The organism is Streptomyces sp. NPDC006259 (assembly GCF_042870975.1).
GTDB lineage: Bacteria > Actinomycetota > Actinomycetes > Streptomycetales > Streptomycetaceae > Streptomyces.
Window position 1 is genome coordinate 548,047 of record NZ_JBIAHY010000006.1, and the last position, 15,601, is coordinate 563,647.

Here is a 15,601-nt window from a genome sequence, read left to right on the forward strand (position 1 = left end):
GGTGGGCGCAGTATGGGACGGATTGGCCGCGCAAGCGCGGCCAATGCTCGACCCCCCAGGGGGTCCCCCTTGTCTCGGACAGGGGTGTGATGCGCCAACAGGTACGCACAGTGAAGTGATCGACACATGGTGTGATGTGACCCACGGTGTTGCCAGCGGTGCAACGGAAAGGAACGAGCGCTCATGCGCGAGATCCTCGGAAGGCGACGCAGGCTCCTGCCCCAGCGCAGCGACGGAGGGCCTGAACTGATCGACGCGGCCCTCACCTTCGCGACGGAATGGCAGTGGCCCGTACTCCCGGGTGTGACGGCCGACCCGCACGGGATGTCCCGGTGCGGCTGCCCCGACCCGGAATGCTCGGTGCCGGGCGCCCATCCCTTCGACCCCGGCCTCCTGACGGCCACCACCGACGAGCGCATGGTCCGCTGGTGGTGGACCAACCGCCCGACGGCACCGATCATCCTGGCCACCGGTGGAAGCGCGCCGTGCGCGGTCAGCCTGCCCGCCCTCGCAGCCTCCCGTGCGCTCGTCGCGCTCGACCGGCAGGGCATGCGCCTCGGCCCGGTCGTCGCCTCGGCCACCCGGTGGTCCATCCTCGTCCGGCCGTACTCCATGGAGCAGTTGGGCGAGCTGCTCTACGCCAAGGACTTCGTCCCCGGCTCACTGCGCTTCCACGGCGAAGGCGGCTACCTCGCGCTGCCGCCCTCCGGGACCGGCCAGGGGGACATCGGCTGGGAGCGCGCGCCGCTGCCCGGTTCGGCCGCGCCCTGGGTGCCCGACGTGGAGGCCGTCGTGGACGCCGTCGTCGAGGCCCTCACTCGTACGGGTGTGAGCGCGCCCGAGTTGTAAGGGTGTCGGGCGCTCACCGGACCCGATGCCCGCCCCGGCTCGTTATCTTCCGCACCATGCAGCGACATTCTGGGGGACCGCCCCCAGGCCCCCGATGGCTCCGTCTCCTCGGTCTCGGGGGCGCCGTGGTGTGCGTGATCGCCCTGCCCCTGGCCATGGCGTCCGCGGGGCCGGTGGGCGACGGACCCCGCTCGGCCGAGCGGCGGGACGTGGCCCCCGGCACCGACGACCGCGCCGGCCGGCCATCGGCCGGTCAGGGTACGGACGCCAAGGCGCTCCCCGCCGAACCCTCCCGTACGCCCCTGTCGCTGGGCCTCGGCTTGGCCACCGCGGCCCGCTGCGGTCCCGAAGTCACCTCCCCCGACGGTGTCGAGGCGCAGACCTGCGTGCTCGCCCAGGGCGAGGACACCTGGGCGCGCACCTACCACCGCAACGTCACCGGCGACGCTCTGGAGGCCGTCCTGAGCCTCATGGGGCCCGGCGGGCGCACGGTGCAGATGCGGTGCGCGGTGGGCGCCGACGACGAGCCGGGCACCTGTGAGACCCCCCGTGAGCCGATCCGCGGCGAGCCCGGGGAGTACACGGCGGTGGCGGAGTTCGCGAGAGCGCCCGGCGACGGGCCGCTGCTGTTGCGTTCCGGCAGCAACTCCGCAGCGGACAGCGGGCGTTGACGTCAGGCCCCGGTGCGTGCGCGGGGTTGAGCGGGTCGCCGGGGCGGGGCGGATGCGGGGCGGCGTGGGACGCCGGGCGCCGCGCGGATGCGGGGCCGGGCATGAAAAAGACCCGGTTGCTGGCGACGGGGGATGCACCAGCAACCGGGCTATTGGAACGGTAACAAGAGATCGGCTACAAGCAAATTCGATCTCGCGTTTCCATCGGCTTTCCGGACACCGGCAGATCGGCGCTTATGGCGCCGACTCGCCTTGTGCGGACGGGAGTTGTGAGCCGAGTCACGCCGTCCCGCTTCCAGCCCGCCGTGCCGCCCGGTACCGCGCGCCGACCGGCCGGCCGGCGCGCGCCCGCACCGCTCCGGTGCCTCAGCTGAGCGTCACCTGCCGGTTGGTCAGACCGCCACGCGCGCGACGCTCGTCGGTCGTGAGGGGCGCGTCCGAGGCCAGCGCGGCGGAGAGCCGCTCGGCGAACTCGGCGGCCGGCTTCTCCACGTCCTCCGCCGACACCCCGCTCGGCAGGTCCCACACGGGCACGGTCAGACCGTGCGCCCGGAAGGAACCCACCAGCCGGGTGCCCTCTCCCAGGCTGGACCGACCCGCCGCGTGCAGCCGCGCGAGCGCGTCCAGAAGCAGCTCCTCCGGGTGCGGCATGACCCAGCGCAGGTGGTTCTTCTCCGGGGTCTCGCACCAGTACGCGGCGTCCACGCCGGTCAGCTTCACGGTCGGGATCGCCGCGGCGTTCGCCCGCTCCAGGGAGGCGGCCACCTCCGGCGCCGCGTTCTCCGGATCCGGGACCCAGAACTCGAAACCGCTGTGCACAACTGGCTCGAAGGCGCCTTCCGGGTCGAGCAGATCCTGCATCCGCGGACCGTCGGCCGGCGCCCGCCGGGCCTGCACGGGCGTCCCCGGTTCCGCCGCCAGCGCCCGCAGGAGGGTGTCGGCCAGGTCGCGGCTGATGTCCCCGGAGGGGGTGTCGTTCTGCAGTCCCAGGAGGACCGAGCCGTCGTCGCGGCGCAGGGCGGGCCAGGCCATCGGCAGCACCGTGGCGAGCGTGACCGACGGGACGCCCTCGGGCAGGCCGTCCTTCAGGGGCAGTTCGACCGTGGCCGCCGGGACCAGCTCGCGCAGCGCCACCCAGTCGCCCTCGCCCGGCAGGCCCTCGAAGGGACGCTGGACCAGCTCGGTCACGGCATGGGCGGCGGCCCGGCCGTGGCAGGCCTTGTAACGGCGCCCGCTGCCACAGGGGCAGGGCTCCCGCGCACCGACGACCGGGATGTCTCCCTCGGTGAGCTGCGGCCGCGTGGCCTTCGTCTGGGGTCGCTTCTTGGCCATCTGGGTGTCTCCCGGGTACGGCTCGTCTGGTACTGGCGGGAGCCTAGCCGTTCGCACGCAGAGCCAGGGGAACCTGTGGACAACGACCGGACCTGTGGACAGTCCGCCGCGCCCCGACGGCCTCGGCGTCCCGCCCGGCCACTCCCGTGGAATCTCGTTGCTGGTTCCGCTGGTTCCGCCGGCCCTGCCGGTGCGTCCGGTGGGTCTGATGCCGCCGGACCGCTCGCTGGTGTGCGGGTTGCCCGGTCCGCCCGCCCCGCCGGCCCGCGAACTGTCGCACCGGCCGGTCCGCTCGGCCGCCCGCCGCATTCTCTGAACCGGCTCGGCGGCCCGCTGACCCCTCCGAACCGGCTCGGCCGCCTGCTGGACGCTTCGGCGGACCGGCCCGTCCGGTCGCCCGGTTCGTCCCCTGATCCTTCGGGCCGTCCCTGACGCGTCGGGCCGTCCCCCTCGGACTAGTCGAGGTCGTCGAACGCGTCCGCGAAGTCCAGGGCGGGCCGCGACGCCACCGACGGCGCTGCGACCCGGGAGGCGAAGTCGTCCCGCCGACAGCCCGCGTCGGGGTCGTACACGTCCGCGTGGACGACGACCCATACCGTGACCTCGCCGCGGGCGTCGTCCCGGACGCCCCAGTCGTCGGCCAGCGCGGTGATGATGTTGAGACCGCGCCCGCCGTGCGCGGTGACGGAGGGGGTCGCCGGGGCCGGCCGGGTCGGCCCGCCGCCGTCGGTCACCTCGACGACCAGCCGGCCGCAGGGGTCGACCCGCCACGCGGCCCGCACGTCGCCGTCCCCGGCCAGCGCGTCGCCCAGCGGACGGCCGTGCTTGCACGCGTTGCTCAGTAGTTCGGAAAGAATCAGTACGGCATCGTCGATGACCGTGTCCGAGACACCACTTGTACGCAACTGATCGCGCATACGGTGTCTCGCCTCGCCCACGCCCGCAGGGCCATGGGGTACGGCCATGCTTGACGACGTGGGCACCTCTTGTGCCACCACCAACGCCACCCCCGAGACCTCCTTCGCCCCACGCCACGGTGTGGATGCCCCATTGGCCTGTACCGGAAACCGGCCAATCCAGGTCCCGTGACGCACTCGAACGATCGGACACGGAACGAACGCGCCGGAGCACTCCCGGTGAGCGGAAGGGTGCCGTGTGGCTGGATTTATTCGGTGTGGCCGAGAAGCGAGGATGGTCGCTGTGGTGCTTGTGGTCAAGAGGTGTGGATGGGACCAGTGGGGCTTCCGCGACTTTCTGTTTCTTCCTACGGAAGCGTCTCGCAGCCCCGACGCGGACGGAGGTCAGCGGTCCAGTCGGTCCAGCACCGCGCGCGGGCGGTTGGTGATGATGGCGTCGACGCCCAGCCGGACGCAGAGGTCCACGTCCTCCGGTTCGTTCACCGTCCACACGTGCACCTGGTGGCCGGCCCTCTTGAGCCGCTCCACGTACGCGGGGTGGCTGCGCACGATCCGCATCGAGGGCCCCGCGATCCGGACGCCCGCCGGCAGCCGGCCGTCGCGCAGCCGGGGTGAGACGAATTGCATCAGGTAGACAGTCGGCAGCGTCGGAGAAGCGGCACGCACGCGATGGAGCGAGCGCGCCGAGAAGCTCATCACCCGCACCGGGGACGCGTCCGCGTCGGTGGGCGCGTCGAGTCCGAACCGCTTCAGGAGCACCAGCAGCCGCTCCTCCACCTGCCCCGCCCAGCGCGTCGGATGCTTGGTCTCGATGGCCAGCTCCACCCGGCGCCCCGCGCCGGCGACCAGCTCCAGCAGTCGCTCCAGGGTGAGCACGGAGGTCGCGTCCCGGTCCTCGGGCCGCACCTCCCAGTCGGGCTCCTCGTCGCGCGTGTTCCAGGCCTCCCGGGCCGCCCGGGTCTTCCAGGAGCCGAAGTCCAGGGCCGCCAGGTCCGCCAGTTCCAGCTGGGAGACCGCGCCGCGGCCGTTGGACGTACGGTTGACGCGGCGGTCGTGGACGCAGACGAGGTGCCCGTCCGCGGTCAGCCGTACGTCGCATTCGAGGGCGTCGGCACCGTCCTCGATCGCTTTGCGGTACGCGGCCAAAGTGTGCTCGGGGGCATCCTCGGAGGCGCCGCGGTGGGCGACGACCTGGATGCGTTGCTGCTGCCGTGCGTGGGTCACCGCGTCATGGTGCCACCGGTACGGGGTACGCGTCCGGCCGGTCGAATGGAGACGTCGGCGAGCGGCTCTCTGAGAACCCTGTGAGAACCCGCTGAGATGTTCCGGGGAAGTGCCGTTGATGCACCAAAATGCGCCATGTAAAGAATGGCCAAGGACCCACAGGCACCGCTTATGGTGCTCTGACGGCCCGTGGGAAAAGCTGACACGTACAAAAGCACATGCACAGCTACAGCGCGCAGGGTCGACGACAAGCGTGAACGAGCCTGACCGAGTGCGACCGAGAAAAACAGCCGTGGACCGAGGAGTAGAGCTGTGAGCACCCCCGAGAACGAGGGCACCAACGAGGGCACCCCGGTTCCCCCGGCCCCGTCCGCACCCCCCGTGCCGGTGGAGTCTCCCACGGCCTCGCCCCAGCAGGCCGCCCCCGACACCGGTGCGCCCACCACCCGGCTGCCGACGACGCCCCCGCCGGCCGCCGCCCACGCCTCTCAGGGCGGCGCCGTCCAGGGTGACTGGCCGCCGCCCACCGCCCCCACCGCCCCTGGCACGGCGGCACCGGCGGACGCCGCCTGGCCGCCCCCGCAGCCGCCCACCGCCGCCTACGCCGAGGACGGCTTCGGCGCGCACTCGGCGCACGCGGCGTCCCCGGCATACGCGGCGCCCGCAGCACACCCCGCCGGTCCCGGTGGCCCCGCTGGTCCCGGCGGCCCCGGAGTGGACACCGCCGTCTGGGGCGCCGCCTACCAGCAGCCCACCCCGCACAAGGCCCGCCGCGGCCGCGGCGGCCTCGCCGCCGCCGTCCTGGTCGCCGCCCTCGTCGCGGGCGGCCTCGGCGGTGGCCTCGGCTACACCCTCGCGAAGAACGACGACACGGGTTCGACCACTGTCTCCGCCTCCGACAGCGGCGGCTCGGTGAAGCGCGACCCGGGCACCGTCGCCGGCGTCGCCGCCAAGGCGCTGCCCTCCACCGTCACCATCCAGGCCGAGTCGAGCGACGGCGAGGGCGGCACCGGCACCGGGTTCGTCTTCGACACCCAGGGCCACATCGTCACCAACAACCACGTCGTCGCCGACGCGGTCGACGGCGGCAAGGTGACCGCCACCTTCCCGAGCGGCAAGAAGTACGACGCCGAGGTCGTGGGCCACGCCCAGGGCTACGACGTCGCGGTGATCAAGCTGAAGAACGCGCCCTCGGACCTCAAACCGCTCACCCTCGGCGACTCCGACAAGGTCGCCGTCGGCGACTCGACGATCGCCATCGGCGCGCCCTTCGGCCTGTCCAACACGGTCACGACCGGCATCATCAGCGCGAAGAACCGCCCGGTCGCCTCCTCCGACGGCACCGGCAGCAGCGCCTCGTACATGAGCGCCCTCCAGACGGACGCCTCGATCAACCCGGGCAACTCCGGAGGCCCGCTGCTCGACGCCAAGGGCAATGTGATCGGCATCAACTCGGCGATCCAGTCCACCGGTAGCGGGGGGCTGGGCGGCACCACCCAGTCCGGCTCGATCGGCCTCGGCTTCGCCATCCCGATCAACCAGGCCAAGTACGTCGCCCAGGAGCTGATCAAGGACGGGCAGCCGGTGTACGCCAGGATCGGCGCCTCCGTCTCGTTGGAGGAGTCCGCCAACGGCGCGAAGATCACCGACCAGGGCGCGGGCGGCGCGGCCGCCGTCGAGTCGGGCGGCCCCGCGGCCAAGGCCGGCCTCAAGCCCGGCGACGTCATCACCAAGCTCGACGACACGGTGATCGACAGCGGCCCGACCCTCATCGGCGAGATCTGGACCCACAAGCCCGGCGACAAGGTCGTGATCACCTACCAGCGCGACGGCAAGACCCACACGGTCGACCTCACCCTCGGCTCCCGCAAGGGCGACAACTGACGCCCGGCACCCCGCACAAGACACCACGCACGTGGCCACCCGTTACTCTTGTCCCGCGTCACCCGTCACCGGGTGGCGCGGGGTGGGTTGCCCGAGCGGCCTAAGGGAACGGTCTTGAAAACCGTCGTGGCGCGAGTCACCGTGGGTTCAAATCCCACACCCACCGCGTAGTAGGTGCAGCAGGTCAGAAGGTTGCGGTTCAGATGGGGTGCCACTCTGCGGAGTGGCACCCCTTCGGCATGACTCCGTCTCACCCTGGCTCGCCGATCCCCTCCCCGACCAGCGGGCGCGGCCGGCCTGCGGCCAGGGATCACGGTGTCTGCGTCGAACCACAGGCGGCGTCGGGAAGGCCGTCGTCGTGGGTGTCGGCCACGAGTTCGGCGAGGACGAACTGGGCTTCCTCGTCAGACATCCGGTTCTGGACGCGCACGAAGTAGCTGCGTTCGGAGACGCGGAAGACCTGTCTCCGCTGGCGTCGACGCCCTGCTGCGGTGACAGCCTCCTCGAAGGTGTCGATGATGTGCATCATCGCGGCCAGGGCTTCGACCTCGGTCCCCTCGAGTTCACGGTGGACGGTGTAATGGGACAGTTCCGCCCGACCGAGGGCTCGCATGACGGCCCATCTGGGCATGGTGTTCTCCAGTCCGTGTGGCGGCGTGAGCGGTGAAGCCACACGGCCGCGTCGCATAGTCGGTCCGCACCCGACTTCGGGCGTGGCGACCTTGGCGCGGGGAGATTATCGGAAGAGATCTCTCTGGGTGTGCGGGATTCCCCCGGCCTCGCCCTGGCGCTCACGCCCGACGGGCGGCCCCGGCAGGGCTCATCCCGGAGCGGGGGAGGGACGACACGCGCCTCTCCGCGGGTCGGAAGGGGTGCCGCCCTCCCAAGCGGCACCCCTTCCGTGTTCCCCCGTCACGGTGGTGCGTCGGGACCCGGGCCCCGGTGGGGCGGGTCGGGGTGGGGCGAGGGCCGGGGGCGGCTCATGCGGGCTGCGGAGGCCAGGGTCGAGCGGGCCTCTCGGGCCGGTAGGCCGGTGCGGACGGCCGCGTCGATCAGGGCTTCGGAGAGGGCCTCACCGATGCCGTCCTCGTAGGCCCGGCAGGCGGCCCAGTACAGGCGGGTGTTGCGTTGGCCCCGGTGGGCGGCGAGGACGAACTGGACGAGGCCGCGGCCGTGGGCGCCGCCCGCTGCCGGGGACGCGGGGCGGGCGGCGCGGGGCGGGGGGAGGAGGAGGCGCAGGAGGGCGCGGGGGCAGGGGGCGGGGACCAGGTGGCCGGTGCCGGGGGCGGTGGCGTACACGCCGTGGTCGGTGCGGGAGCCCGGGCCGACGAGGTAGCCGCCGGCGCCGCGGATGTCGATGCCGGGGCCGAGGCGGCCGGCCGAGTTGGGGACGACGAGGTCCGCGGGGCCGGTGAGCCAGAGGTGGCGGCCGCCGGAGGGGGTGAGGACGACGACCGTGGGCGGGATGGTGAAGAGGTGGCGCAGGGCGAGTTCCCGCAGGGCGGTGGTGGCGTCGGTGCCGGACTTGGTGTCCAGGTCGACGCCGATCAGGTGGTGCGGGGGGAGTCCGCAGGCGATGCCGTAGCCGGTGGACCAGGGGGCGGCGGCGAAGAGTTCGCGGATGCGTGCGGGGTCGGTGCCGGCGTCGTACACGCCGTGGCCGGGTCGGCCGCACTCACCGTGGCAGGGCGGGGCCGTGGGGTCGTCGCGGTGCGGGGAGCGCAGGGCCGGGAGTTTGGTGCGGGACAGGGGGATGACGGCCAGGCCGCGCTCGGCGGCCGACAGGGCGTGGGCGAGGGCCAGGGTGGTGGCCTGCCGGTGATACCGGTCGGTGGTGGCCATGGATCCATTTTCGTACGTCCGTTCGAAAAAGGGAAGAGGGGGCGGGGGTGGCGCGCCGAGGGCGGACGGACCGGTTGGACATGTGCCGGAACGGTTCGCCTCTTGTGGGGCTTGAGGGGCAGGGGCCCGACTTGCCGGGGATTGAGACGGCATGGGCGAAAAAATCGATACTGCGGGTTTATCGACTTGTCCTCACGCTTGCGTGCTAATCACGGCTGACGGGCTGGTTCGCCGGGGATCCGGTGGGCAACTCTGGTCTCGCGACGTCGTCACAGTGCCGGGGCGGTCGGCCGACTTCCCTGGTGAAAAGCCGTACTTCTCGAGTCGTCCGGTCATGAACCGGTGCGCAGTCCCCGTTCTGGAGGAACACCATGGCAAGCATCCGTACCGCCCGCGTCGTCGCCGCCGTCTCCGCCCTTCCGCTGGCGGCCGCGCTGTTCACCGGCGTCTCGGCGGCGGACAACGGCGCCCTCGCGGACGACGGATCGAACGCGGGGGTGGCGAGCGTCGTCGGCAGCGGCGTCGGGCACGACAACCACGGCAACTCGTCCACCACACAGCAGAACGCCGTCGGCTCGGGCGCCTCGAACCAGAGCAATACCGCGCAGGTCGACGGCTCCGCGTTCACGGCCGTCAACCAGGGAAACAGCAACGTGGGGATCGGCTTCTCGCCGCTGTGGTGGTGATCTGACGGGCCGGCGCTCCGGCGTCGGCCCCGAGCCCCCTCCGGCGTGCCGGGGGTGCGCCGGGGGTGCTCCGGGGGGCGGGAACGCGTCTGCGCGGCGGTGCTTCGGCGCCGCCGCGCAGGCGTTCGCGCAGGTGTGCATCCAGGTGTGTGTGCATGCAGGCGTTCACGCGTGCGCGGACGGCGGCGGACGACCTTGACAGCCACACCGATCTGACGGACAGTCAGAAACCTCGGCCGAGGGGGCGGTGGTGATGAGGAATGGCTGACACGGAAGCGGCGCCGAAGGAGGAGGACGACGTCCTGGAGGCGCGTTTGAAGGCCTACGAGGGCCGCCCCGCCACGACCGCCGGAGCGGGCCGCGACCCGGTCAACGCGCCGATGATCCGCCACTGGTGCGAGGCGGTCGGCGACACGAACCCGGCGTACACCGGCCCCGACGCCATCGCGCCGCCCACCATGCTCCAGGCCTGGACCATGGCCGGCCTCGGCGGTCACGTCGGGCGCGCGCCGGCCTACGAGGAGCTGCTCGCGCTCCTCGACGAGGCGGGCTGCACGGCCGTCGTGGCCACCGACTGCGAGCAGGAGTACGTCCGCCCCCTGCGCCCCGGCGACGAGATCACCTTCGACTCCGTGATCGAGTCGGTCTCCGCCCGCAAGACGACGAAGCTGGGCACCGGGTACTTCGTCACGACCCGCACCCAGGTGCGCGTGGCGGGGGAAACGGTCGGCATCCACCGCTTCCGCGTCCTCAAGTACGCCCCGGCACACCGCGAACCGAGGGAGCGCCGCCCCCGCCCGGTGATCAACCGGGACAACGCCGGATTCTGGGAGGGCGTGCGCCGCCACCGGCTCCTCATCCAGCGCTGCACCGCCTGCGGCACCCTCCGCTTCCCCTGGCTGCCGGGGTGCGCGAGTTGCGGGGCGCAGGAGTGGGGGACGGTCGAGGCGTGCGGCGAGGGGACCGTCCATTCGTACGTCGTCATGCACCACCCGCCCTTCCCGGCCTTCTCCCCGCCCTACGCGGTCGGTCTGATCGAACTCGCCGAGGGGGTGCGCATCGTGAGCGACGTGGTCGGGGTGCCGTACGACGAGGTGCGCGTCGGGATGCCGGTGCGGCTCGAATTCCGGCGTTACGACGACGAGTTGGTGCTGCCGGTCTTCCAGGGGGTGGCCGCGTGACCGCGGGCGCCGACCGCGTGGGGCCCGGGGACGGCCGCGTGCGGGCGGGGGACGAGCTGGCTCCGCTGGAGGTGGCCGTCACCCGCACGCTGATCATCGCGGGGGCGCTCGCCTCCCGCGACTACCAGGACGTGCACCACGACCCCGAGGCGGCCAGGGCCAAGGGCTCGCCCGACATCTTCATGAACATCCTCACCACCAACGGCCTGGTCGGCCGCTACGTCACCGACCGCCTCGGTCCGACGGCGGTACTGCGCCGGGTCGCGATCCGGCTGGGGGCGCCCAACCACCCGGGCGACACCATGGTGTTGAGGGGCACGGTCGAGGAGGTCGACGGGGAAACCGCGGTGGTGCGGGTGTCCGGGGAGAACGGCATCGGCCGGCACGTCACCGGCACCGTCACGGTCACCGTCCCCGGGGCGCGGGAGGCGGAGGCGGAGTGAGCGTGCGGACGCGGGACGGCCTCGGTGGGCGGGCGGCGATCGCCGGGATCGGGGCGACGGAGTTCTCCAAGGACTCGGGGCGCAGCGAGCTGCGGCTGGCGGTGGAGGCGGTGCGGGCGGCGCTGGACGACGCGGGGCTGCGCCCGGCGGACGTGGACGGGATGGTGACGTTCACGATGGACACCAGCCCGGAGATCACGGTGGCCCAGGCCTGCGGCATGGGGGAGCTGTCCTTCTTCTCCCGCGTCCACTACGGCGGCGGTGCGGCCTGCGCGACCGTGCAACAGGCGGCCCTGGCGATCGCGGCCGGGGTGGCGGAGGTCGTCGTCTGCTACCGCGCCTTCAACGAGCGCTCGGGCCGACGTTTCGGCTCCGGGGTGCAGCGGCGCGAGCCGTCGGCGGAGGGCACGGCGCTCGGCTGGACGCTGCCGTTCGGGCTGCTCACCCCGGCCTCCTGGGTGGCGATGGCGGCGCGCCGCTACCTGCACGTGCACGGGCTGACCCCGGAGGCGTTCGGTCAGGTGGCCGTCACGGCGCGCCGACACGCGGCGGCGAACCCGGCGGCGTACTTCCACGGCCGGCCGATCACCCTCGCCGACCACGCGGCCTCCCGCTGGATCGCCGAGCCGCTGCGGCTGCTGGACTGCTGCCAGGAGACCGACGGCGGCCAGGCGCTGGTGGTGACCTCGGTGGAGCGGGCCCGCGATCTGCCCCGGCCGCCGGCCGTGGTCGTCGCGGCCGCCCAGGGGGCCGGGCGGGCCCAGGAGCAGATGACGAGCTTCTACCGGGACGACCTGACGGGACTGCCGGAGGTGGCGGTGGTCGCCCGCCAGCTGTGGCGGACGTCGGGGCTGACGCCCGCCGACATCGACGTGGGGATCCTGTACGACCACTTCACGCCGTTCGTGCTGACGCAGCTGGAGGAGTTCGGTTTCTGCCGGCCGGGCGAGGCGGCCGCGTTCGTCGCCGAGGACCGGCTCCCGCTCAACACCCACGGCGGCCAGCTCGGCGAGGCCTACCTGCACGGCATGAACGGCATCGCGGAGGCCGTACGACAACTGCGCGGCACGTCCGTGAACCAGGTGCCGGGCGCCGCCCGCACCCTGGTCACGGCGGGGACGGGGGTGCCGACCTCCGGCCTGGTGCTGGCGGCCGACGGCTGAGCCGGGACCGGGGCGCCCCGGTCCCGCCGACCTGAGCCCCCCAGGGGCGATCCCGCAGGAGACGGCGTCCTCTCGTCCACCTTCAGGAGGTGGACCCGGCACCACCCCTACAACCTGAGGCGGACTCGTCTTCGGCACCTGCGGCCGATCCGCCGGAGCCGGGTGCGAACCTAGCGTGGAGCCATGACCACACCCGTCTGCACCCGCGCTTCGAACGGCAAGACGCGGCCTTCTCCGTACCCGTCCTTCGCGTCGTACGTCAGCGCCCGGCAGCCGGTTCTGCTGCGTACCGCCCGGTCGCTGACCGCGAACCCCAGCGATGCCGAGGACCTGCTGCAGACCGCGCTCGCCAAGACCTATGTCGCGTGGGAGCGGATCGAGGACCACCGGGCGCTGGACGGCTATGTCCGCCGGGCCCTGCTGAACACGCGCACCTCGCAGTGGCGCAAGCGCAAGGTCGACGAGTTCGCCTGCGAGGAGCTGCCCGAGCCGGAGATGCGGCCCGGCGACGACGACCCGGCCGAGAGACAGGCACTCCACGACGCGATGTGGCGGGCGATCATGAAACTCCCCGCCCGGCAGCGGGCGATGGTCGTCCTCAGGTACTACGAGGACCTCAGCGAGGCACAGACGGCGGAGGTCCTCGGCGTCTCGGTGGGCACGGTGAAGTCGGCGGTGTCGCGGGCGCTCGGCAAGCTGCGCGACGACCCTGAGCTGGGCGTTGTTCGATAACGGGCCGAAGTGACGGTGCGACCTGGGCCCTAACGTGACCTGATCGATCATCGCTCCCTAGTGACATACCGCGTGGTATGTGCGCAGAATCAGCGCAACCGTTACCACCGCGTAGGCAATGTCGCCGCACCTGGGAGGACGCCGTGCTGAGCACCATGCAGGACGTACCGCTGCTGATCTCGAGGATCCTGACGCACGGATCGACGATCCACGGCTCGTCGCGGGTGACCACATGGACCGGCGAGGGCGCACCGCAGCGGCGCACCTACGCCGAGATCGGCGCCCGAGCGGCCCAGCTGGCGCACGCCCTGCGCGAGGACCTCGGTGTCACCGGCGACGACAGGGTCGCGACCCTCGCCTGGAACAACGCCGAGCATGTCGAGGCCTACTTCGCCATCCCCTCCATGGGCGCGGTGCTGCACACCCTCAACCTGCGGCTGCCCGCCGAGCAACTGACGTGGATCGTGAACCACGCCGCCGACAAGGTCGTCATCGCCAACGGGTCGCTGCTGCCGCTGCTGGCCCCGCTGCTCCCGCACCTCAGGACGGTCGAGCACCTGGTCGTGACCGGCCCCGGCGACCGCTCGCTCCTCGCGGGCGCGACCGCGCGGGTGCACGAGTACGAGGACCTGATCGCCGGCAAGCCGACCGTCTACGACTGGCCCGAGCTGGACGAACGCCGGGCCGCCGCCATGTGCTACACCTCCGGCACGACCGGCGACCCCAAGGGCGTGGTCTACAGCCACCGCTCGATCTACCTCCACTCCATGCAGGTCAACATGGCCCAGTCGATGGGCCTGACCGACCAGGACACCTCTCTGGTCGTCGTGCCGCAGTTCCACGTCAACGCCTGGGGTCTGCCGCACGCCACCTTCATGACCGGCGTGAACATGCTGATGCCGGACCGCTTCCTCCAGCCCGCGCCCCTCGCCGAGATGATCGAGAGCGAGAAGCCGACCCACGCCGCCGCGGTCCCCACCATCTGGCAGGGCCTGCTGGCCGAGCTGACCGCCAAGCCGCGGGACGTCTCCGCCCTCACCCAGGTCACCATCGGCGGCTCGGCCTGTCCGCCCTCCCTCATGGAGGCCTTCGACCGGCTGGGCATGCGGGTCTGCCACGCCTGGGGCATGACGGAGACCTCCCCGCTGGGCACCGTCGCCCGCCCGCCGGCCGCCGCGGTCGGCACGGACGCGGAGTTCGGGTACCGCCTGACCCAGGGCCGTTTCCCGGCCGGGGTCGAGGCCCGCCTCACCGGGCCCGGCGGCGAGCGCCTCCCCTGGGACGGGGAGTCCGCGGGCGAACTGGAGGTCCGCGGTCCGTGGATCGCCGGCGCCTACTACAACGGCCCCGACGCCGAAGCGCTGCGCCCCGCCGACAAGTTCAGCGAGGACGGCTGGCTGAAGACGGGCGACGTCGGCACCATCTCCGCCGACGGCTTCCTCACGCTCACCGACCGCGCCAAGGACGTCATCAAGTCCGGCGGCGAGTGGATCTCGTCGGTGGACCTGGAGAACGCGCTGATGTCCCACCCGGCCGTCGCCGAGGCGGCCGTGGTCGCCGTCCCCGACGACAGGTGGGGCGAGCGCCCGCTGGCCACGGTCGTCCTCAGGGAGGGCGCCACCGCGGACTTCGCCTCCTTGCGCGCCTTCCTCGCGGACGAGGGCGGCGTCGCCCGGTGGCAGCTCCCGGAGCGCTGGACGATCGTCGAGGCGGTCCCGAAGACGAGCGTCGGCAAGTTCGACAAAAAGGTGCTGCGCAGGCAGTACGCGGCGGGTGACCTGGACGTCACCCGGCTCTGACACACCCCGCCCGCCCGGCAGGGCACCTCGCGGCCCCTACCGGGCGGGCGGTCGTTCTCGTCGGCGGTCGGCCCGGGTGGCGCCGGTGGCCGGGCGGCCCGTTCCCGCCGCGGGCGATCGGCGCACGACGCACCCGCCGTCCGGCACCGGGCTACCCAGCGGCGCTCGACGGACCCGCCGTCCGGCACCGGGCTACCCAGCGGCATGCGACAGGCCTGCCGGGGTCCGGCACGGCCGGCGGCCGCGGGTGGCCTTCCGGGCGAGCCCGGAATCCTGGCGGCAGCAGAACCCGGCGGTGCCTTCCGCCCCGACGCCTGCCTCACCGCCGCGGGTCGCTGAGCCTCGCGGGCTGCTGGGCCTACGCCCGCCTCACCAGTGCGGGGGCGCTGGGCCCGACGTCCGCTGCTTGCGCGGAAGCCCTGGCCACGCGTTACGACGAACGCGCCCGCCGCTACGAAGCCGTGGTTGTCGTGCTTGAGCTTGTGGAAGCACGCACGACGACATTGCGGCGCCGGTAGGCGGCTCGGCCGCCGGCCTGAGCCCGCTCCGCGCCGGGCGCCGTTGTCCGACGCCCGCCTCACCGCCGCGGGCCGCTGGGCTTACGCCCGCCTCACCGCCTCGGGGTGCTGGGTCCGACGTCCGCCATGTCTTCGCGGGGCGCTGCCCGAGGTCCGCCGGCGCCTTGGGCAGACCGCCGGTCTGAGCCCGCTCCGCGCCGGGTGCCGCTGTCCGACGCCCGCCTCGCCGCCGCGGGCCGCTGGGCTTACGCCCGCCTCACCGCCGCGGGGTGCTGGGTCCGACGTCCGCCATGTCTTCGCGGGGCGCTGCCCGAGGTCCGCCGGCGCCTTGGGCAGACCGCCGGTCTGAGCCCGCTCCGC

The 15,601-nt window shown here is 72.8% G+C and carries 14 protein-coding genes and 1 tRNA gene; 10 read left to right on the forward strand and 5 right to left on the reverse strand.

Going from position 1 to position 15,601, the window contains the following annotated elements; genetic code table 11:
* Nucleotides 1-183: 183 nt before the first annotated feature.
* Together ACFYO5_RS26990 and ACFYO5_RS26995 are read left to right on the forward strand one after the other, a co-directional pair.
* Entirely contained in the window at nt 184-849 is a 666-nt protein-coding gene (locus ACFYO5_RS26990) for a bifunctional DNA primase/polymerase (RefSeq protein WP_388713364.1), read from the forward strand.
* A gap of 56 nt (nt 850-905) precedes the next feature.
* The gene (locus ACFYO5_RS26995) at nt 906-1,520 is read left to right on the forward strand and encodes a hypothetical protein (protein ID WP_388713367.1); all 615 of its coding nucleotides are present in this window, start codon (nt 906-908) and stop codon (nt 1,518-1,520) included.
* A 366-nt stretch (nt 1,521-1,886) separates the two neighbouring features.
* On the opposite strand, the gene ACFYO5_RS27000 is transcribed toward ACFYO5_RS26995, so the two are convergent.
* The 3 genes from ACFYO5_RS27000 to ACFYO5_RS27010 form a co-directional block, all read right to left on the reverse strand.
* Nucleotides 1,887-2,852, reverse strand: coding sequence for a DUF5926 family protein (locus ACFYO5_RS27000; RefSeq protein WP_388713371.1), 966 nt, complete (start codon nt 2,850-2,852; stop codon nt 1,887-1,889).
* Between the two features lie 455 nt (nt 2,853-3,307).
* Nucleotides 3,308-3,946 (reverse strand): ATP-binding protein, encoded by a 639-nt coding sequence (locus tag ACFYO5_RS27005; protein WP_356568746.1) that lies wholly within the window; start codon nt 3,944-3,946, stop codon nt 3,308-3,310.
* Nucleotides 3,947-4,153: 207 nt separating this feature from the next.
* The gene (locus ACFYO5_RS27010; RefSeq protein ID WP_388713374.1) at nt 4,154-4,993 is read right to left on the reverse strand and encodes a glycerophosphodiester phosphodiesterase; all 840 of its coding nucleotides are present in this window, start codon (nt 4,991-4,993) and stop codon (nt 4,154-4,156) included.
* Between the two features lie 312 nt (nt 4,994-5,305).
* Here ACFYO5_RS27010 and ACFYO5_RS27015 point away from each other — a divergent pair, with 312 nt between their 5' ends.
* On the forward strand, nt 5,306-6,877 hold the full coding sequence (locus ACFYO5_RS27015) for a S1C family serine protease (RefSeq protein ID WP_388713377.1): 1,572 nt from the start codon (nt 5,306-5,308) through the stop codon (nt 6,875-6,877).
* An 81-nt stretch (nt 6,878-6,958) separates the two neighbouring features.
* Nucleotides 6,959-7,043: transfer RNA gene (locus tag ACFYO5_RS27020), tRNA-Ser, on the forward strand.
* A 144-nt stretch (nt 7,044-7,187) separates the two neighbouring features.
* Here ACFYO5_RS27020 and ACFYO5_RS27025 read toward each other — a convergent pair.
* Nucleotides 7,188-7,508, reverse strand: a complete 321-nt coding sequence (locus tag ACFYO5_RS27025) for a hypothetical protein (protein ID WP_388713380.1) — start codon at nt 7,506-7,508, stop codon at nt 7,188-7,190.
* A 281-nt stretch (nt 7,509-7,789) separates the two neighbouring features.
* Entirely contained in the window at nt 7,790-8,719 is a 930-nt protein-coding gene (locus tag ACFYO5_RS27030; RefSeq protein ID WP_388713383.1) for a bifunctional DNA primase/polymerase, read from the reverse strand.
* Between the two features lie 371 nt (nt 8,720-9,090).
* On the opposite strand from ACFYO5_RS27030, the gene ACFYO5_RS27035 reads away from it, so the two are divergent.
* From ACFYO5_RS27035 to ACFYO5_RS27060, 6 genes are all read left to right on the forward strand, one after another.
* Complete coding sequence (locus ACFYO5_RS27035; protein ID WP_356568754.1) at nt 9,091-9,405, forward strand: hypothetical protein; 315 nt, start codon at nt 9,091-9,093, stop codon at nt 9,403-9,405.
* Between the two features lie 260 nt (nt 9,406-9,665).
* Nucleotides 9,666-10,586, forward strand: coding sequence for a bifunctional MaoC family dehydratase N-terminal/OB-fold nucleic acid binding domain-containing protein (locus ACFYO5_RS27040; RefSeq protein ID WP_388713387.1), 921 nt, complete (start codon nt 9,666-9,668; stop codon nt 10,584-10,586).
* Nucleotides 10,587-10,624: 38 nt separating this feature from the next.
* Complete coding sequence (locus ACFYO5_RS27045) at nt 10,625-11,029, forward strand: MaoC/PaaZ C-terminal domain-containing protein (protein ID WP_388713705.1); 405 nt, start codon at nt 10,625-10,627, stop codon at nt 11,027-11,029.
* Nucleotides 11,026-12,192, forward strand: a complete 1,167-nt coding sequence (locus tag ACFYO5_RS27050) for a lipid-transfer protein (protein WP_356568757.1) — start codon at nt 11,026-11,028, stop codon at nt 12,190-12,192. The genes ACFYO5_RS27045 and ACFYO5_RS27050 overlap by 4 nt, the downstream gene beginning before the upstream one ends.
* Nucleotides 12,193-12,375: 183 nt before the next feature.
* Nucleotides 12,376-12,924: a SigE family RNA polymerase sigma factor gene (locus ACFYO5_RS27055; RefSeq protein WP_356568759.1), complete on the forward strand. Its 549-nt coding sequence runs from the start codon at nt 12,376-12,378 to the stop codon at nt 12,922-12,924.
* A 143-nt stretch (nt 12,925-13,067) separates the two neighbouring features.
* Nucleotides 13,068-14,723, forward strand: a complete 1,656-nt coding sequence (locus ACFYO5_RS27060) for a long-chain fatty acid--CoA ligase (RefSeq protein ID WP_388713392.1) — start codon at nt 13,068-13,070, stop codon at nt 14,721-14,723.
* Nucleotides 14,724-15,601 lie beyond the last annotated feature (878 nt).